The 14664-nt window shown below is 73.2% G+C and carries 14 protein-coding genes and 1 riboswitch; of the genes, 6 read left to right on the forward strand and 8 right to left on the reverse strand.

Annotated features, from left to right (window positions below; genetic code table 11):
• Window positions 1–61: 61 nt before the first annotated feature.
• The 4 genes from ACFUC1_RS17525 to ACFUC1_RS17540 all read left to right on the forward strand — a co-directional run bounded on the left by ACFUC1_RS17525 (window position 62) and on the right by ACFUC1_RS17540 (window position 5264).
• Window positions 62–1285 (forward strand): NAD(P)/FAD-dependent oxidoreductase, encoded by a 1224-nt coding sequence (locus tag ACFUC1_RS17525; RefSeq protein WP_379122088.1) that lies wholly within the window; start codon window positions 62–64, stop codon window positions 1283–1285.
• 146 nt (window positions 1286–1431) lie between these two features.
• The gene (locus ACFUC1_RS17530; protein WP_379122114.1) at window positions 1432–3987 is read left to right on the forward strand and encodes an ExeM/NucH family extracellular endonuclease; all 2556 of its coding nucleotides are present in this window, start codon (window positions 1432–1434) and stop codon (window positions 3985–3987) included.
• Between the two features lie 161 nt (window positions 3988–4148).
• On the forward strand, window positions 4149–4916 hold the full coding sequence (gene dapB / locus ACFUC1_RS17535) for a 4-hydroxy-tetrahydrodipicolinate reductase (protein ID WP_379122090.1): 768 nt from the start codon (window positions 4149–4151) through the stop codon (window positions 4914–4916).
• Window positions 4917–5264 (forward strand): hypothetical protein, encoded by a 348-nt coding sequence (locus ACFUC1_RS17540; RefSeq protein WP_379122092.1) that lies wholly within the window; start codon window positions 4917–4919, stop codon window positions 5262–5264. It begins immediately after the preceding gene.
• Between the two features lie 194 nt (window positions 5265–5458).
• Here the strand turns inward: ACFUC1_RS17540 and ACFUC1_RS17545 are convergent, their stop codons facing one another.
• The 5 genes from ACFUC1_RS17545 to ACFUC1_RS17565 all read right to left on the reverse strand — a co-directional run bounded on the left by ACFUC1_RS17545 (window position 5459) and on the right by ACFUC1_RS17565 (window position 8454).
• Entirely contained in the window at window positions 5459–5773 is a 315-nt protein-coding gene (locus ACFUC1_RS17545) for an AzlD domain-containing protein (protein ID WP_379122094.1), read from the reverse strand.
• Window positions 5770–6504, reverse strand: a complete 735-nt coding sequence (locus ACFUC1_RS17550) for an AzlC family ABC transporter permease (protein ID WP_379122096.1) — start codon at window positions 6502–6504, stop codon at window positions 5770–5772. Before ACFUC1_RS17550 ends, ACFUC1_RS17545 begins: the two co-directional genes overlap by 4 nt.
• Complete coding sequence (locus ACFUC1_RS17555; RefSeq protein WP_379122098.1) at window positions 6501–7079, reverse strand: GNAT family N-acetyltransferase; 579 nt, start codon at window positions 7077–7079, stop codon at window positions 6501–6503. The genes ACFUC1_RS17550 and ACFUC1_RS17555 overlap by 4 nt, the downstream gene beginning before the upstream one ends.
• Before the next feature lie 101 nt (window positions 7080–7180).
• Window positions 7181–7648, reverse strand: a complete 468-nt coding sequence (locus ACFUC1_RS17560; RefSeq protein WP_379122100.1) for a dihydrofolate reductase — start codon at window positions 7646–7648, stop codon at window positions 7181–7183.
• Complete coding sequence (locus ACFUC1_RS17565) at window positions 7645–8454, reverse strand: thymidylate synthase (RefSeq protein ID WP_379122102.1); 810 nt, start codon at window positions 8452–8454, stop codon at window positions 7645–7647. Before ACFUC1_RS17565 ends, ACFUC1_RS17560 begins: the two co-directional genes overlap by 4 nt.
• A 174-nt stretch (window positions 8455–8628) precedes the next feature.
• Between ACFUC1_RS17565 and dapA the strand changes: the two genes are divergently transcribed.
• Entirely contained in the window at window positions 8629–9519 is an 891-nt protein-coding gene (gene dapA, locus ACFUC1_RS17570; RefSeq protein ID WP_379122104.1) for a 4-hydroxy-tetrahydrodipicolinate synthase, read from the forward strand.
• Complete coding sequence (locus ACFUC1_RS17575) at window positions 9516–11201, forward strand: ribonuclease J (RefSeq protein WP_379122106.1); 1686 nt, start codon at window positions 9516–9518, stop codon at window positions 11199–11201. Before dapA ends, ACFUC1_RS17575 begins: the two co-directional genes overlap by 4 nt.
• 156 nt (window positions 11202–11357) lie before the next feature.
• Here the strand turns inward: ACFUC1_RS17575 and ACFUC1_RS17580 are convergent, their stop codons facing one another.
• From ACFUC1_RS17580 to ACFUC1_RS17590, 3 genes are all read right to left on the reverse strand, one after another.
• Window positions 11358–11933 (reverse strand): TetR/AcrR family transcriptional regulator, encoded by a 576-nt coding sequence (locus ACFUC1_RS17580; RefSeq protein WP_379122108.1) that lies wholly within the window; start codon window positions 11931–11933, stop codon window positions 11358–11360.
• Between the two features lies 1 nt (window position 11934).
• Entirely contained in the window at window positions 11935–12633 is a 699-nt protein-coding gene (locus tag ACFUC1_RS17585; RefSeq protein WP_379122110.1) for a hypothetical protein, read from the reverse strand.
• A gap of 201 nt (window positions 12634–12834) precedes the next feature.
• Entirely contained in the window at window positions 12835–14274 is a 1440-nt protein-coding gene (locus ACFUC1_RS17590) for an aminotransferase class V-fold PLP-dependent enzyme (RefSeq protein ID WP_379122112.1), read from the reverse strand.
• A gap of 38 nt (window positions 14275–14312) precedes the next feature.
• Window positions 14313–14425: riboswitch (SAM riboswitch) on the reverse strand.
• Between the last annotated feature and the right edge of the window lie 239 nt (window positions 14426–14664).

Here is a 14664-nt window from a genome sequence, read left to right on the forward strand (position 1 = left end):
GCACACCACGAGGTGTGCCGGCCCGCTTGCGGTTGGCGGGGGCGCGCCGAATGCTGGCCCCATGGCTGACGACCGGACGTTCGTGGTGGTGGGTGGCGGGCTCGCAGGGGCCAAGGCGGCGGAGCAGCTGCGCGAGCGCGGCTTCGAGGGCCGGGTGGTGCTCCTCGCGGGGGAGGACCACCTGCCGTACGAGCGCCCGCCGCTGTCCAAGGACTACCTCAAGACCGGGGAGGGGCTCGACGACGCGTTCGTCCACGACGAGGGCTGGTATGCCGGGCACGACGTCGACGTGCGCACCGGCACCCGGGTGGCGTCGGTCGACCGTGGCGCCCACGCGGTCGTGCTCGAGGGTGGGGAGCGGCTCCAGTACGACCGGCTCCTCCTGGCCACCGGAAGCACGCCCCGCCGCCTCGACCTGCCGGGTGCGGACCTCGACGGCGTCCTCACCCTGCGCACCATCGAGGACAGCGACCGGCTGCGCGCCGAGCTGCGCGAGGGGCGTCGGGTCGTGCTCGTCGGCGGCGGGTGGATCGGCCTCGAGGTGGCGTCGGCCGCCCGCGAGGCCGGCGCCGAGGTGACGGTGCTCGAGGCGCTCGACCTGCCGCTCGTGCGGGTGCTCGGCCAGCGGGTGGCCCGGGTCTTCGCCGACCTGCACCGCGACCACGGCGTCGACCTGCGCACCCACGTCACCGTCGAGGAGCTGGTCGGCGAGGACGGCCACGTGACCGGCGTGCGGCTGGGGGACGGCACGGTCCTCGACGCGGACGTGGTCGTGGTCGGCGTGGGCGCCGCCCCGAACGTCGAGCTCGCGCAGGACGCCGGCCTCGAGGTCGACAACGGGGTGCTGGCCGACGCGGTCGGCCGCACGAGCGACCCGGACGTGTTCGTCGTCGGCGACGTCGCCAACGTCGAGCACCCCTTCCTCGGTCGGCGCGTCCGGGTGGAGCACTGGGCCAACGCGCTCAACCAGCCGCAGGTCGTCGTCGCGGCCATGCTCGACCAGGACGGCCCCGAGCCGGAGCTGCCGTTCTTCTTCAGCGACCAGTACGACCTGGGTCTGGAGTACCGCGGCCTCGGCAGCCCCGACGACGACGTCGTGGTCCGCGGTGACCTGCCCGGTCGTGAGTTCATGGCGTTCTGGCTCCGTGGCGGGGTCGTGACCGCCGGCATGAACGTCAACGTCTGGGACGTGGGCGACGCCGTCGAGGCCCTGATCCGCTCGCGTGCGCAGGTCGACCCCGACCGGCTCGCCGACGTCGCTGTGCCGCTGGAAAACCTGACCTGACCTTTACCCTTCCTCCTCCTCACAGCCGTTCCCCGCTCGCCGGGGACGTGGTTCGATGCCCCTCCGGGCCCGGATCCGCATGTCCGTGGCCGCCGATCCGCTGTGGGCTCTGGAGGAGTGCTGTGCGCGTACAACGCAGGAAAGTGATGGGGGTGGTGGGGGCGACCGCCCTCGCCGCAGGGGTCGTGACCACGGCCGCGACGAGCGCGGGAGCGGCGCCGTCGCCGTCGGCTGCCGTCGTGATCAACGAGGTCTACGGGGGCGGCGGCAACTCCGGCGCGCCGTACAACCGCGACTTCATCGAGCTGGTCAACAAGACCACCTCTGCCGTCTCCCTCGACGGGTGGTCCGTCCAGTACGCGTCGTCGAGCGGCTCGTTCTCGGGCAAGACCGACCTGACGGGCTCGATCCCGCCGGGTGGGCGCTTCCTCGTCGGTGAGGCCTTCGGCAGCGACCGCACACTGCCCGGCATCACCACCGACCAGGACGGCACGATCGCCATGAGCGGCACCACCGGCAAGGTCGCCCTGGTGAACAACACGACCCTGCTGACGTCCACCGTCTGCTCGCCCACCAAGGGGGCGACCGGCTGCTCCAACCTGCCCCAGGTCCTCGACTTCGTCGGCTGGGGGGCTGCCAGCGACTGGGCCGGCAGCGGCGCCGCACCGGGCACCTCCAACGCCACGTCGGTCTCGCGCAACACGACCAGCACGAACACCGCCGACAACGCCGCGGACTTCAAGGCGGGGACGCCCACGCCCGGCGCCGGTGGCACCCCACCCCCCGGGACCCCCGTCGAGAAGACGATCGCCGAGGTCCAGGGCACGGGTGACACCTCCCCGCTGGTCGGCCAGAACGTCGTCCTCGAGGGCGTCGTCACCGCGGCATACCCCACGGGCGGCTTCCACGGCTTCTTCCTCCAGACGGAGGGGACCGGCCCCGAGCCCGACCCGAGCGGGGCCTCGGACGGCGTCTTCGTGTTCCAGTCCGGCTCGAGCACTCCGCTCGATGCCGACGCGGTCGTCGGCAACTACGTGCAGGTGACCGGCAAGGTCAGCGAGTTCGGGGGCCTGACGGAGGTCACCGCCTCTGGTGCCGACATCGTCGACGCGGGCAGCGACTTCAGCCCCGTGCAGCCGCTGACCGTCCCGTGGCCGAAGACCGACGCAGGTCGCGAGTCCATCGAGGGCATGCTGTTCCAGCCGACGGGCGGCTACACCGTCACCAACACGTTCGGCACCAACCAGTACGGCGAGGTCGGCCTGGCCGTCGGCGACCACCCGCTCCTGCAGAACACCGAGGTCGCCACGCCGGGCAGCCCCGAGGCTGCAGCGGTGGTCGCGGACAACGCCGAGCGCAAGGTCACCCTCGACGACGGCTCGTCGAGCAACTTCACCGCGAGCAGCTACAGCGCGGGCGCCTGCGGCACCCGCCCGGTGCCGTGCCTGCTCAACGGCGACCTCACCCCGGCATACGTCTCGAACACCAAGCCGGTGCGGGTGGGGGCCGCCGCCACGTTCACCAAGCCGGTCGTCGTCGACTACCGGTTCGACCTGTGGCGCTTCCAGCCGACCGAGCAGGTCGTGGGGCCGGACAACGCCGCCTCGCCGGCCACCTTCGCCGACACGCGCACCGCTGCGCCCGACGCGGGGGACATCAACCAGCGTGGCACCGCCGACCTCAAGGTCGCCTCGTTCAACGTCCTGAACTACTTCACCGACCTCGGTGACCAGGACCCGAGCTGCCAGGCGTACTACGACCGCGACGACAACGGCGACACCGTGCGCACCGGCTGCGAGCAGCGCGGTGCGTGGGACAGCGCCGACCTCGCCCGCCAGACCGAGAAGGAGGTCTCGGCCATCACCGCGCTCGACGCCGACGTCGTGGGCCTGATGGAGATCGAGAACTCGGCCAAGTTCGGCCACGACCGTGACGCGGCCCTCGCGTCGCTCGTCGCCAGCCTCAACGCCAAGGCGGGCGCCGGCACGTGGGCGTTCGTGCCCTCGTCGACGGACCTGCCCCCGCTGGACCAGCAGGACGTCATCACCTCGGCCATGATCTACAAGCCGGCCAGCGTCATGCGGGTCGACCGGTCGCGGGCGCTGGGGGACCAGAGCGGTGACGGGCAGGCCTTCGTCAACGCGCGGGAGCCCATCGCCCAGACGTTCAAGGCGAAGTACGGCAAGGGCGACAAGTTCCTGTTCGTCGTCAACCACTTCAAGTCCAAGGGCTCGCCCGGGCCGTTCCCCGGCGACGAGGACACCGGCGACGGGCAGGGCTCGTCGGTGACCAGCCGCATCCTGCAGGCGCAGGCCCTGCGCGACTGGGTGCCCGGCGTGGCTGCGGAGTACGGCGCGAAGGCCGTGGTCATGGCCGGCGACTACAACTCCTACACCAAGGAGGACCCGCTGGACGTGCTCTACAAGGCGGGCTACACCGACGTCGGCTCGACCTTCGACCCGACCAGCTACTCGTACTCCTTCAGCGGCCTGTCCGGATCGCTGGACCACATCCTCGTCAACGACTACGGCCTGCGGATGTCGACGGGGGCCGACCACTGGAACATCAACTCCGGTGAGTCCGTGGCCCTGGAGTACAGCCGGTTCAACTACCACGCCACGGACTTCCACGACCCGGGCCCCTACCGTGCCTCGGACCACGACCCGGTCGTGCTGGGCCTCAAGGCCTTCGTGAAGCAGTGAGCTCGTAGAGCGCGGTCGGTGTGCCGCGTGCGCGGCACGGCGGGCCCGTCCCCGGTGGGGGCGGGCCCGCCGTGGTGTGCGGCCGGGCGTCGCGAGGGGTCGTCCCGGGGTACCGGGATGCCGGGCCGTGCCGGCACGAGGCGCGTCGTTAGGCTGGCCCGGTGAGCGAGACGACGCGGGGTGGCACGACGCGGGTGGCAGTGGTCGGCGCGAACGGCCGGATGGGGCAGCAGGCCTGCCTCGCGGTCGAGGCGGCCGGCGACCTCGAGCTCGTGGGCCGCTACGGCCGGGGCGACGACCTCGGCGACCTCGGCGGGGCGCAGGTGGTCGTCGACCTGACCGTGCCCGACTCGTCGCCGGCCGTGGTCGCCCACTGCCTCGAGCGGGACGTGCACGTCGTCGTGGGCACGACCGGCTGGGACGACGCCCGCCTCGGCACCCTCCGCGAGCAGCTCGCCGACCACCCGCGGGTGGGCGTGCTCATCGCCCCCAACTTCGCGATCGGCGCGATCCTCATGATGCGCTTCGCCGCCGAGGCGGCGCGGTTCTTCGAGTCGGTCGAGGTGGTCGAGCTGCACCACCCGGCCAAGGTCGACGCCCCCTCCGGGACCGCGGCCCGCACGGCCCGCATGATCGGCGAGGCGCGGCGCGACGCCGGGCTCGGCGACGTCCCGGACGCCACCACGCACGACCCGGACGGGGCGCGCGGCGCACGCGTCGACGGCATACCGGTGCACTCGGTGCGCCTGCGCGGTCTCGTCGCGCACCAGGAGGTGCTGCTCGGGGGCCCGGGTGAGTTGCTCACGATCCGGCACGACTCCTTCGACCGCGAGTCGTTCATGCCCGGCGTCCTGGCCGGCGTGCGCGGCGTCGCCGACCACCCCGGGGTGACCGTCGGCCTCGAGCACTACCTCGGCCTGGGGGACTGAGTGCGCGAGAAGGTCACCGCGGTCGTCCTGCTGGTCGTCCTCGCGTTCTACTCCGCCACGATCGGCTGGCGCGGCTTCGCCCTGATCGCCGACGGGCGTCTCGTGCCGGTGCTGCTCGGGCTCGGCGTGGTGCTCGTGCCGGTCGTCGCGCTGCTGGCGATGGTGCCGCTGGTCCGCCTGGCACGGGACGGGTCGCGGATGCTGGCCGAGGCGCAGGCCGGGAACGCGGCGCCGCAGGTGGTGCAGGAGCTCGAGCTGGCGGAGGAGTGCCGGGTCGGGAAGGACCGGGCCGGAGAGCAGCAGCACTACCGGGCCGCCGTGCGCGCCTGGCGAGCCCAGCGGTCCTGAACCCGCCCAGTGCTCCGGGGCGGCCGACGCTCCCGGGCGTTGCGGCCGCCAGGACGGCGAGCGCGGCGGCGGCCTGTGGTGGGTGCCGGAAGTGGCACGAATGGCCCTCACCCGGACCGGTCGGGGGCCATTGGTGACGAAAGCGGCACGGGTGGCCCCAACGCGACGCGCCGTTCGGCCGGGCGGCCCTGGGCCTAGGCCATGCCGGCCAGGCGCAGCAGGGCCGCGGTGAGGGCAGCCAGGACCACGACCACGAGGAACGGCGCGCGCAGCAGCAGCGCCACGACCGCCACCGCGACGGCCACGGCGCGCGCGTCGACCGTCAGGTCACCCCGGGTGTTCGTGAAGGTCTGCACCGCCACGAGCGCGGCGAGAAGCGCGATGGGGAGCGCGGACGTCACCCGAGCCGTGCGCTCGCCCTCCAGCCAGCGCACCGGCACGACGTGGCCCAGGACCTTGAGCAGGTATGCCAGTGCGCAGCCGAGCAGGACGGCGGTCCACGTGCTCACGGGGTCGGCTCCTCGTCGCTCCAGTGGTGCGGCGGTCGCGGGTCCTGGTGCGCCCGGCGCCACACGCCCGCGACCAGCGCGCACAGCGCAGCCACCAGGACCGGGACGCCGGCGGGCGCGTGCGGGGCGACGAGGACCGAGACCAGGGCCGCCAGGGCGGCGATCGCGAAGGCGTCCCACGACTTCAGGCGCGGCCAGAGCAGGGCGCAGAAGGCCGCGGCAGCCGCGGCGTCGAGGCCGTAGGTGCGAGGGTCGCCGATCTGCGTGCCGACGAGAGCGCCCACGAGCGTCATGGCGTTCCAGCAGAGGAAGACCCCGAGCCCGGTGGCCCAGAACCCCAGCCGCCCCGCGGTCGCCTCCGGCTGGCCGACGCCGACGGCGGTGGACTCGTCGATGGTGAGGTGGGCGGCCAGCAGCCGGCGGGGGCCGCGGGTGCCCAGGAGCCGGGACACCTGCAGGCCGTAGAGGCCGTTGCGGATGCCGAGCAGGGTGGCGGTCGCCACCGCCGTGAGGCCGGCGGTCGGCGCGCTCGCCAGGATGCCGACGAAGGCGAACTGGGAGCCGCCGGTGAACATCAGCAGCGACAGCACCTGCGCCTGCCAGGTGTTGAGCCCGGCGGCGACGGCCAGGGCTCCGAAGCTGATGCCGTAGGCGCCCGTCGCCACGGACACCGACGCGGCCTGGCGCAGCACCTGCCGTCGGCGCCCCGCTGCGAGCGCCCCGGTGGTCATGCCGGCGGTGGGGCGGTGATGTCGGCGACCAGCCGGACCTCGCGCGCGGTCGCCCCGTCGGGGGAGACGACCCGGTCGCGGAACGCGCCGTCGGGGTGCAGACCCGCGGTCATGAGGAACGCCCGGGTCGCCTCGTCGTCGGCCATGACCCACGTGGAGAGGGCCTCGGCCCCGGCACCGCGCAGCGTGTCGACGGCGGCGTTGAGCAGGCGCGACCCGTGTCCGCTGCGCCGCGCCTGCGGGTGCACCCCGAGCACGCTCAGCTCCCCGGTCTCGGGCGAGGCGTCGGGGTCCTGGCTCGGCCCGATCGAGGCGAACCCGACGACCTGGTCCCCGGCGCAGGCCACGAGCAGCCGGTAGACCCCGCTCGGTGGGGAGGCCAGCGACCGCCGCCAGGCGCTCGCGAAGGCCTGCGGCTCGAAGCCGTCCACGACCTCACCGGGGAGCACCCCGGCATACGCCTCACGGAAGACGGTCGCCTGCACCAGGCCCACGGCCGGCGCGTCGGTCTCACGGGCGGTGCGCACGCTCGCGTCGGCGAGCGGTCCGGGCGGGTGCGGGTGGTCGTGCGCCATGGCCGCCATCCTCCCAGCCGGGCTGCGCGGGAACGTGCGCGGCCCCGTGTGCCGGTCGTGACGCCGTCGCGCCGACGCCGCTGTGAGTGCTGCGCGACGGGTCAGGCGCGCTCGTAGGCGACCCAGCTGAAGCCGTCGCGGCGCTCGCGGCTCACCTCGCGCCAGTGGGCCCGGTCGATCTCGGGGAAGGTGACGTCGCCCTCGGGCGCCTGGTCGACCTCGGTGATGAGCAGCCGCTGCGCGAACGGCATCGCCTCGGCGTAGACCTGCCCGCCCCCGCACACGAACACCTCGTCGGCAGGGCCGGCCAGGGCCAGGGCCTCGCTCAGCGAGTGGGCGGTCTCGACGTCGGCGTGCGACCAGTCGGGCTGGCGGGTGATGACGATGGTGCGGCGGCCCGGCAGCACCCGGCCGATCGAGTCGAACGTCCTGCGCCCCATGACCATCGGGTGGCCCATCGTGGTCCGCTTGAAGAACGCGAAGTCCTCGGGGAGGTGCCACGGCATGTCGTTGTCGGCGCCGATGACGCCGTTGCGCCCGACCGCCGCGATGAGCGTCACCGACGTCATACGGCGATCGGTGCCTTGATCGAGGGGTGGGCCTCGTAGCCCACGAGCTCGAAGTCGCCGAGGTCGTAGTCGTCGATCGAGGCGTGCGGCGTGATCCGCATGGTGGGCAGGGGGAGCGGCTCTCGGGTCAGCTGCAGCCGGGCCTGCTCGAAGTGGTTCGAGTACAGGTGCGCGTCGCCCAGGGTGTGCACGAACTCGCCCGGCTCGAGGTCGGTCAGCTGCGCGACGACCATGGTGAGCAGGGCGTAGGACGCGATGTTGAACGGGACGCCGAGGAAGATGTCGGCCGACCGCTGGTACAGCTGGCACGACAGCCTCGCCCGCCGCCCGTCCGTCGCGGGCGTGACGTAGAACTGGAACATCGTGTGGCACGGCGGCAGTGCCATGTCGTCGACGTCGGCGACGTTCCACGCGCTGACGATGTGGCGTCGGGAGTCGGGGTTGGTGCGGATCGACTCGATGACCTTGGCGATCTGGTCGACGTGCCGGCCGTCGGGCGTGGGCCAGGACCGCCACTGGTAGCCGTAGACGGGTCCGAGGTCGCCGTTCTCGTCGGCCCACTCGTCCCAGATGGTGATGCCGCGCTCCTGCAGCCAGCGGACGTTGGAGTCGCCGCGCAGGAACCAGATGAGCTCGCCGATGATCGACTTCAGGTGCAGCCTCTTGGTCGTCAGGACCGGGAACCCCTCGGCCAGGTCGAACCGCATCTGGTAGCCGAAGACCGAGCGCGTGCCCGTCCCCGTGCGGTCGGACTTGTCCACCCCGGTGGTGAGGACGTGGTCGAGGAGGTCGAGGTACTGCTGCACGCTCGCAGGGTATCCCGGAGCGGACCCGCGACCGAGGCAACGGCGCGGGAGGGCGCCGGGGCCGAGCCGGGCAACGGCGCGGGAGTGCCAGCTGGCGCCGGGTTCCCGCCGTTCTCGGGACGTGGGTGCGGCGCCGGGACGGGAGCCGGCCGCCCGGGGCGATAGCCTGCAGGCATGAGCACGCACAGCCCGTTCGGCCGCCTCCTGACGGCCATGGTCAGCCCGATGCGCCCGGACGGCAGCCTGGACGAGGAGGGCGCGCGCCGGCTCGTGGCCCACCTGCTCGACACCGGCCACGACGGCATCGTCGTCAACGGCACGACGGGGGAGTCGGCCACGCTGAGCGACGACGAGAGCATCGCCATGGTCCGGCTCGTCGCGGACACCGTGGGCGGCCGCGCCCAGGTCGTGGCCGGGGTCGGCTCCAACAACACCGCCCACAGCGTCGAGATGGCCCACCGGGCGCAGGACGCCGGGGCGACCGGTCTGCTGCTCGTCAGCCCCTACTACAACAAGCCCACGCAGCCCGGGCTCGTCGCCCACTGCAAGGCCGTCGCCGCGGCCACCGAGCTCCCGGTGATGCTCTACGACATCCCCGGCCGCACCGGCATACCGTTCACGACCGCCACGCTGCTCGAGCTGGCGCAGGTGCCGACCATCCGCGCGGTCAAGGACGCCAAGGGCAACGCGTTCGAGACGAGCAAGGTGCTTGCCGCCACCGACCTGCTCTACTTCTCCGGCGACGACGCCACCACGCTGCCGTGGCTGGCGCTCGGTGCGATCGGCACCGTGAGCGTCGTGGGCCACGTGGCCGGGCGTGAGTATGCCGCGATGCTGGCCGCCGTCGACGCCGGGGACCTGGCCGCGGCGCGCGAGGTGCACGAGCGGCTGATCCCGGCGGTGGAGGCGATCATGACGCCCTCCCAGGGCGCGATCATGGCCAAGGCCGCCCTCGTCGAGCTCGGGGTGATCGAGCACGCGACGGTCCGGCTGCCGTTGGTCGAGTCGCCACCGGAGCACCTCGAGGCGCTGCGCGCCGGCCTCAAGGAGTCTGGTCTCCTGTGAGCCACCCCCACCCCGAGCTGGCCGCACCCGCTCCGCTCGTCGACGGCGGTGTGCGCATCGTCGCCCTGGGCGGCCTCGGCGAGGTCGGCCGCAACATGGCCGTCATCGAGCACGCCGGGCAGCTCCTGGTCATCGACTGCGGCGTGCTCTTCCCCGAGGACCACCACCCGGGCGTCGACCTGATCCTGCCCGACTTCGAGTACATCGAGGACCGGCTCGACGACGTCCAGGCGATCGTGCTCACGCACGGCCACGAGGACCACATCGGCGCGGTGCCGTACCTTCTCCGGCTCAAGCCCGACATCCCGCTGGTGGGCTCCATGCTGACCCTCGCCCTGGTCGAGGCGAAGCTCAAGGAGCACCGGATCACGCCGTACACCCTCGGCGTCAAGGAGGGGATGCGCGAGCGGCTCGGCGTCTTCGACTGCGAGTTCGTGGCCGTCAACCACTCGATCCCCGACGCGCTGGCCGTCTTCGTGCGCACGCCCGGCGGGACGATCCTGCACACCGGCGACTTCAAGATGGACCAGCTGCCGCTGGACCGCCGCCTCACCGACCTGCGGGCGTTCGCCCGGCTGGGGGAGGAGGGCGTCGACCTGTTCATGACCGACTCGACCAACGCCGAGGTCCCCGGGTTCACGACGCCCGAGCGCGACATCGCCCCGGCGATCGACAAGGTCTTCCGGCACGCCGAGCGCCGCATCATCGTCGCCTGCTTCTCCTCGCACGTGCACCGCGTCCAGCAGGTCCTCGACGCCGCCGAGAAGTCCGGGCGCAAGGTCGCGATGGTCGGGCGCTCCATGGTCCGCAACATGGGCATCGCCGCCGACCTCGGCTACCTGCACGTCCCGGACAACGTGCTCGTCGACGTCAAGAAGCTCGACGACCTGCCCGACGACCGGGTGGTCCTCATCTGCACCGGCTCGCAGGGCGAGCCGATGGCGGCCCTGTCCCGCATGGCCAACCGCGACCACCGGATCGACGTGGGCCCCGGCGACACCGTACTCCTCGCGTCGTCGCTCATCCCCGGCAACGAGAACGCCGTCTACCGCGTCATCAACGGCCTCATGCGCCTGGGCGCGAACGTCGTGCACAAGGGCAACGCCAAGGTGCACGTCTCGGGCCACGCCAGCGCCGGCGAGCTGCTCTACTGCTACAACATCGTCAAGCCCCGCAACGTCATGCCCGTGCACGGGGAGTGGCGCCACCTCGTGGCCAACGCCGCCCTCGCCGAGCAGACCGGCGTCGACCGCGACAACATCGTCGTGGCCGAGGACGGCGTCGTCGTCGACCTCGTCGACGGCCGCGCCCGGATCGTCGGGGCCGTCCCGTGCGGCTACACCTACGTCGACGGGTCGTCGGTGGGCGAGTTCGACGAGGCGCTGCTCAAGGACCGGCGGATCCTGCGCGACGAGGGCTTCATCTCGGTCATCGTCGTCATGGACGCCGCCACCGGGAAGATCGCCGCCGGCCCGGAGATCCAGGCCCGCGGGTTCGCCGAGGACGACGAGATCTTCAACCAGGTGCGGCCGAAGATCGAGCAGGCGCTCGCGGAGGCGACCGGCAAGGGCGTCACCGAGTCCTACCAGCTCGAGCAGGTCATGCGCCGGGCGCTCGGCAGCTGGGTCGGTGGCAAGATCCGCCGCCGCCCCATGATCATCCCCGTCGTCATCCAGGCCTGACCCCCCCGCCGGCCACCTGCCCCGTGCGGCGGGCACCCGGCATACCCACGCAAAACGGCAGTTGCGGACGTGAAACGGCAGTTCTGGACCGCCGTTTCGTGCCAGCAACTGCCGTTTTGCGGTGGGGAGCGGGTATGCCGCGTGGCCCGGCGCGGGTCAGGAAGGCTTGGCGACGTGCCGGCTGAGGGCGAGGTCGAGGCCGGCCAGCAGGCGGTCGAAGGACTCGTCGACCGACTCCGGCAGCCCGAACCCACCCGCGGCCTCGAGCACCACGAAGCCGTGCAGGGTGGCGCGGACGGCGCGGACGGCGTGCACGGTGTCGGTGCCGGCGATGCCGTAGTCCTCGAGCACCCCGGCCAGCACCCCGACGGCACGTGCACCCGCTGAGGCGTGCTCGTCGTCGCCCAGGGCCGGTGCGCGCACCGAGGCTGCGACCCGCCCGGGGTGGCGCGCCGCATACTCGCGGTAGGCGACGGCCACCGCCTCGAGGGCCGCACGTCCCCGGCGGTACTGACGGGCGTCGCCGATCGCCAGCACCAGCTCCTCGACCGCCTGCACGGCGACGTCGCGCCGCAGGGCGTCGATCCCCGGGACGTGCTTGTACAGCGCCGGTTGCGAGACGCCCAGCCGCTGGGCCACGGCCGACAGGGTCAGCGCGTCGAACCCCATCTCGTCGGCGACCTCCGCCGCGACCCCGGCGACCAGCTCCCGGGTGAGCCCCCTGCGCGGCACCTCAGCGCACCCCGGTCGTGCCGGGCGACGCGGAGGTGGTGCGGGATGCCGAGAGCCCGGCCGCCGTGACCCAGATCATGAGGAGGGGGAGGGACGCGTAGGCCGCGGCGGCCACCGCGTCGACGAGGAACAGGTACCCGACGCCGGAGGCGGCCACCGAGAGGGCCAGGAGCCCTGCGACCGGCGTCAGCCACCGGGGAAGGGCGCCGCGAACGCCCGCCCGGACGCCGAGACCGGCCAGCAGCGCGAGGAGCAGCATCTTGACCCCGTCCGTGCGGTTCACGGCCTGCGACAGGAGCCCGGCCACGTCGGCGTCGCCCGATGGCACCGCCACGAGGGCCAGCCACAGCCCCAGCACCCCCTGCAGGGCGCTCAGGAGGGTGACCGCCCCGGCCAGCACGGCGACACCCCGGTCCTGCACGCGTCGGGCGACTGCTCGCAGGGTCACGAGGAGCGCGACGCCCGTCAGCAGCTCGGTGACGACGTACTGCAGGGCCACTGTGCTCGTCCGGTCGGCGACTGCCTCCACGACGGCGCTGCCCGAGGAGCTCACGGTCGTCCCCGTCGACGTGATGGCGAGGCCCGCAGCCCAGGCGAGGCTGTACGCGACGGCAGCGACGGCCACGACGCGGTCGACGCCGGGCCGGGTGGCGCGACCCACGGTGCGAAGGGGTGGGGCTGACGTGGGGCTGGCGGTCATGGCGACTCCTCGGTTATAGGTCCTAACCAAAAGTTAGAGCCCATAACCACGAGTGTCAACCGACGCCCCGGCATACCCACGCAAAACGGCAGTTGCGGACGTGAAACGGCAGTTCTGGACCGCCGTTTCGTGCCAGCAACTGCCGTTTTGCGGTGGGGAGCGGGTATGCCGCGTGGCCCGGCAGGGCGCGGCGTGTGCCGGCTACCAGGGGCGGGCGACGTCGAGGGCACGCGGGTCCTCGGCCGGGGCCCATCCCGACGGGCCGTGCACGTATTCGGCGGCGGGACCGTTCGCGGCGAGCTCGGCCACGGCGGACAGCAGCCGCTCGACGTGCTCGGCCGTCGTCGCCAGGCCGATGCTGGCCCGCACCGCCGTCGTCGGCGCCCCCTCGTCCACGTCGTCGAGCAGCGCGTCGACGCACAGGTGGGCGCAGAACTTGCCGTCGCGCACGCCGATGCCGTGCTCGGCCGACAGTGCGGTCGAGACCAGTGCGGAGTCGAGCCCGTCGACGGTGAACGTCGCGACGGCGACCCGCTCGTGGTCGGCACCGAAGATCGAGTAGGTCTGCACGCCCTCGATCGCGGCCAGGCCCTCGAGCAGGCGCCGGCCGAGGGCGTTCTCGTGCGCGTCGACCGCGTCGTGGTGCGCCCGGAGGGCCGCGCAGGCTGCGGCCAGGGCGATGGCGCCGATGACGTTCGGGCTGCCCGCCTCGTGCCGGGCGGCGCCCTGCTGCCACACGACACCGCGGTCCGTCACGGCCTTGGTGGCACCGCCGCCGGCCAGGTAGGGCGCGGCGGCGTCCAACCAGTCCGCGCGGCCGGCGAGCACGCCGGTGCCGAACGGGGCGTACAGCTTGTGCCCGGACAGCACGACCCAGTCGACGTCGAGGGCCTCGAGGTCGACGGTGCGGTGCGGGGCGTACTGGGCCGCGTCGAGGACGACCCGGGCCCCGGCCCGTCGGGCGATCCGCGCAAGCTCGGCAACCGGCCAGACCTCGCCGGTGACGTTCGAGGCGCCGGCCAGGACGACGAGCCGGTTCCGCGACGGGTGCTCGCGCAGGGCGGTGCGCAGGAGCACGGCGGCGTCGGCCGCGCTGCCGGGCACGGGCAGCCGGTGCGTGCGCCGAGCGGACCAGGGCAGCAGCGCCGCGTGGTGCTCGGACTCGAAGACGAAGACGGAGGTGTCGCGGGGGAGGCAGCGCGCCAGCAGGTTGAACGAGTCGGTGCTGTTGCGGGTGAAGACGACCTCGTCGCCCTCACGCGCACCGACGAAGGCGGCGACCTCGGCCCGGGCCTGCTCGTACCACGAGGACGTCACGCGCGAGGCCCAGCCGTTGCCCCGGTGGACCGAGGAGTACGTGCGCAGCGCGGTGTCGACGGCCTGCTTGACGCTGACCAGCGCCGGGGTGGAGGCCGCGTGGTCGAAGTTCGCGTAGTCGACGACGCCGCTCAGCGTCGGCACCAGCAGCCGCTCCGACACGACGGCGGGCAGGGCACCCGTCTCCCCGAGCGGGGCGGACCCGCTCCTGCGGACGTCCGGCACCGGACGCAGGTGCTGGGCGCGGGCGTGCGCGAGGGGTGCGCTGCGACGGGCGGCGGTGGGGTCCGCGTCCCGGTGGTGGTCGGTGGTCGCGATCGACATGCGGGGGTCTCCTGGGTCCGGTGGACCCGGCGCTCGCGGGTCCGCGCTTGCCGGCAGCGGGCGCAGCCGGCCCGGTCGTCACCCGGAGCACCCCACCGCGGAGGAGGGTTGCTGGTCAGCGAGCCGGGGCTTGACGCTGACACTCATGACCTTGGTCGTCGACGGTAGCCGGGATGGGCCGACCTGGGCCACCGCTCACCGGAGCTTCCCGCCATGCGAGACGCCGTGTCCGCTCCGTGGATCACCGACCGGGCCTGCGTCTCCCGGCCGACCGTCCGACCGTCCGGCTGCTCGGGCTGCCAGCCCGTCGGCCCAGCCCGTCGGCCGCCGGCCCGCCCGGCTACCCGGCTGCCCGTGGAGCCCCTGCGCCGGCGAACTCGTGGTCGGTTC

The sequence above is a fragment of the Pedococcus sp. NPDC057267 genome, from assembly GCF_042668795.1.
In the GTDB taxonomy this organism is placed as follows: Bacteria; Actinomycetota; Actinomycetes; order Actinomycetales; family Dermatophilaceae; genus Pedococcus.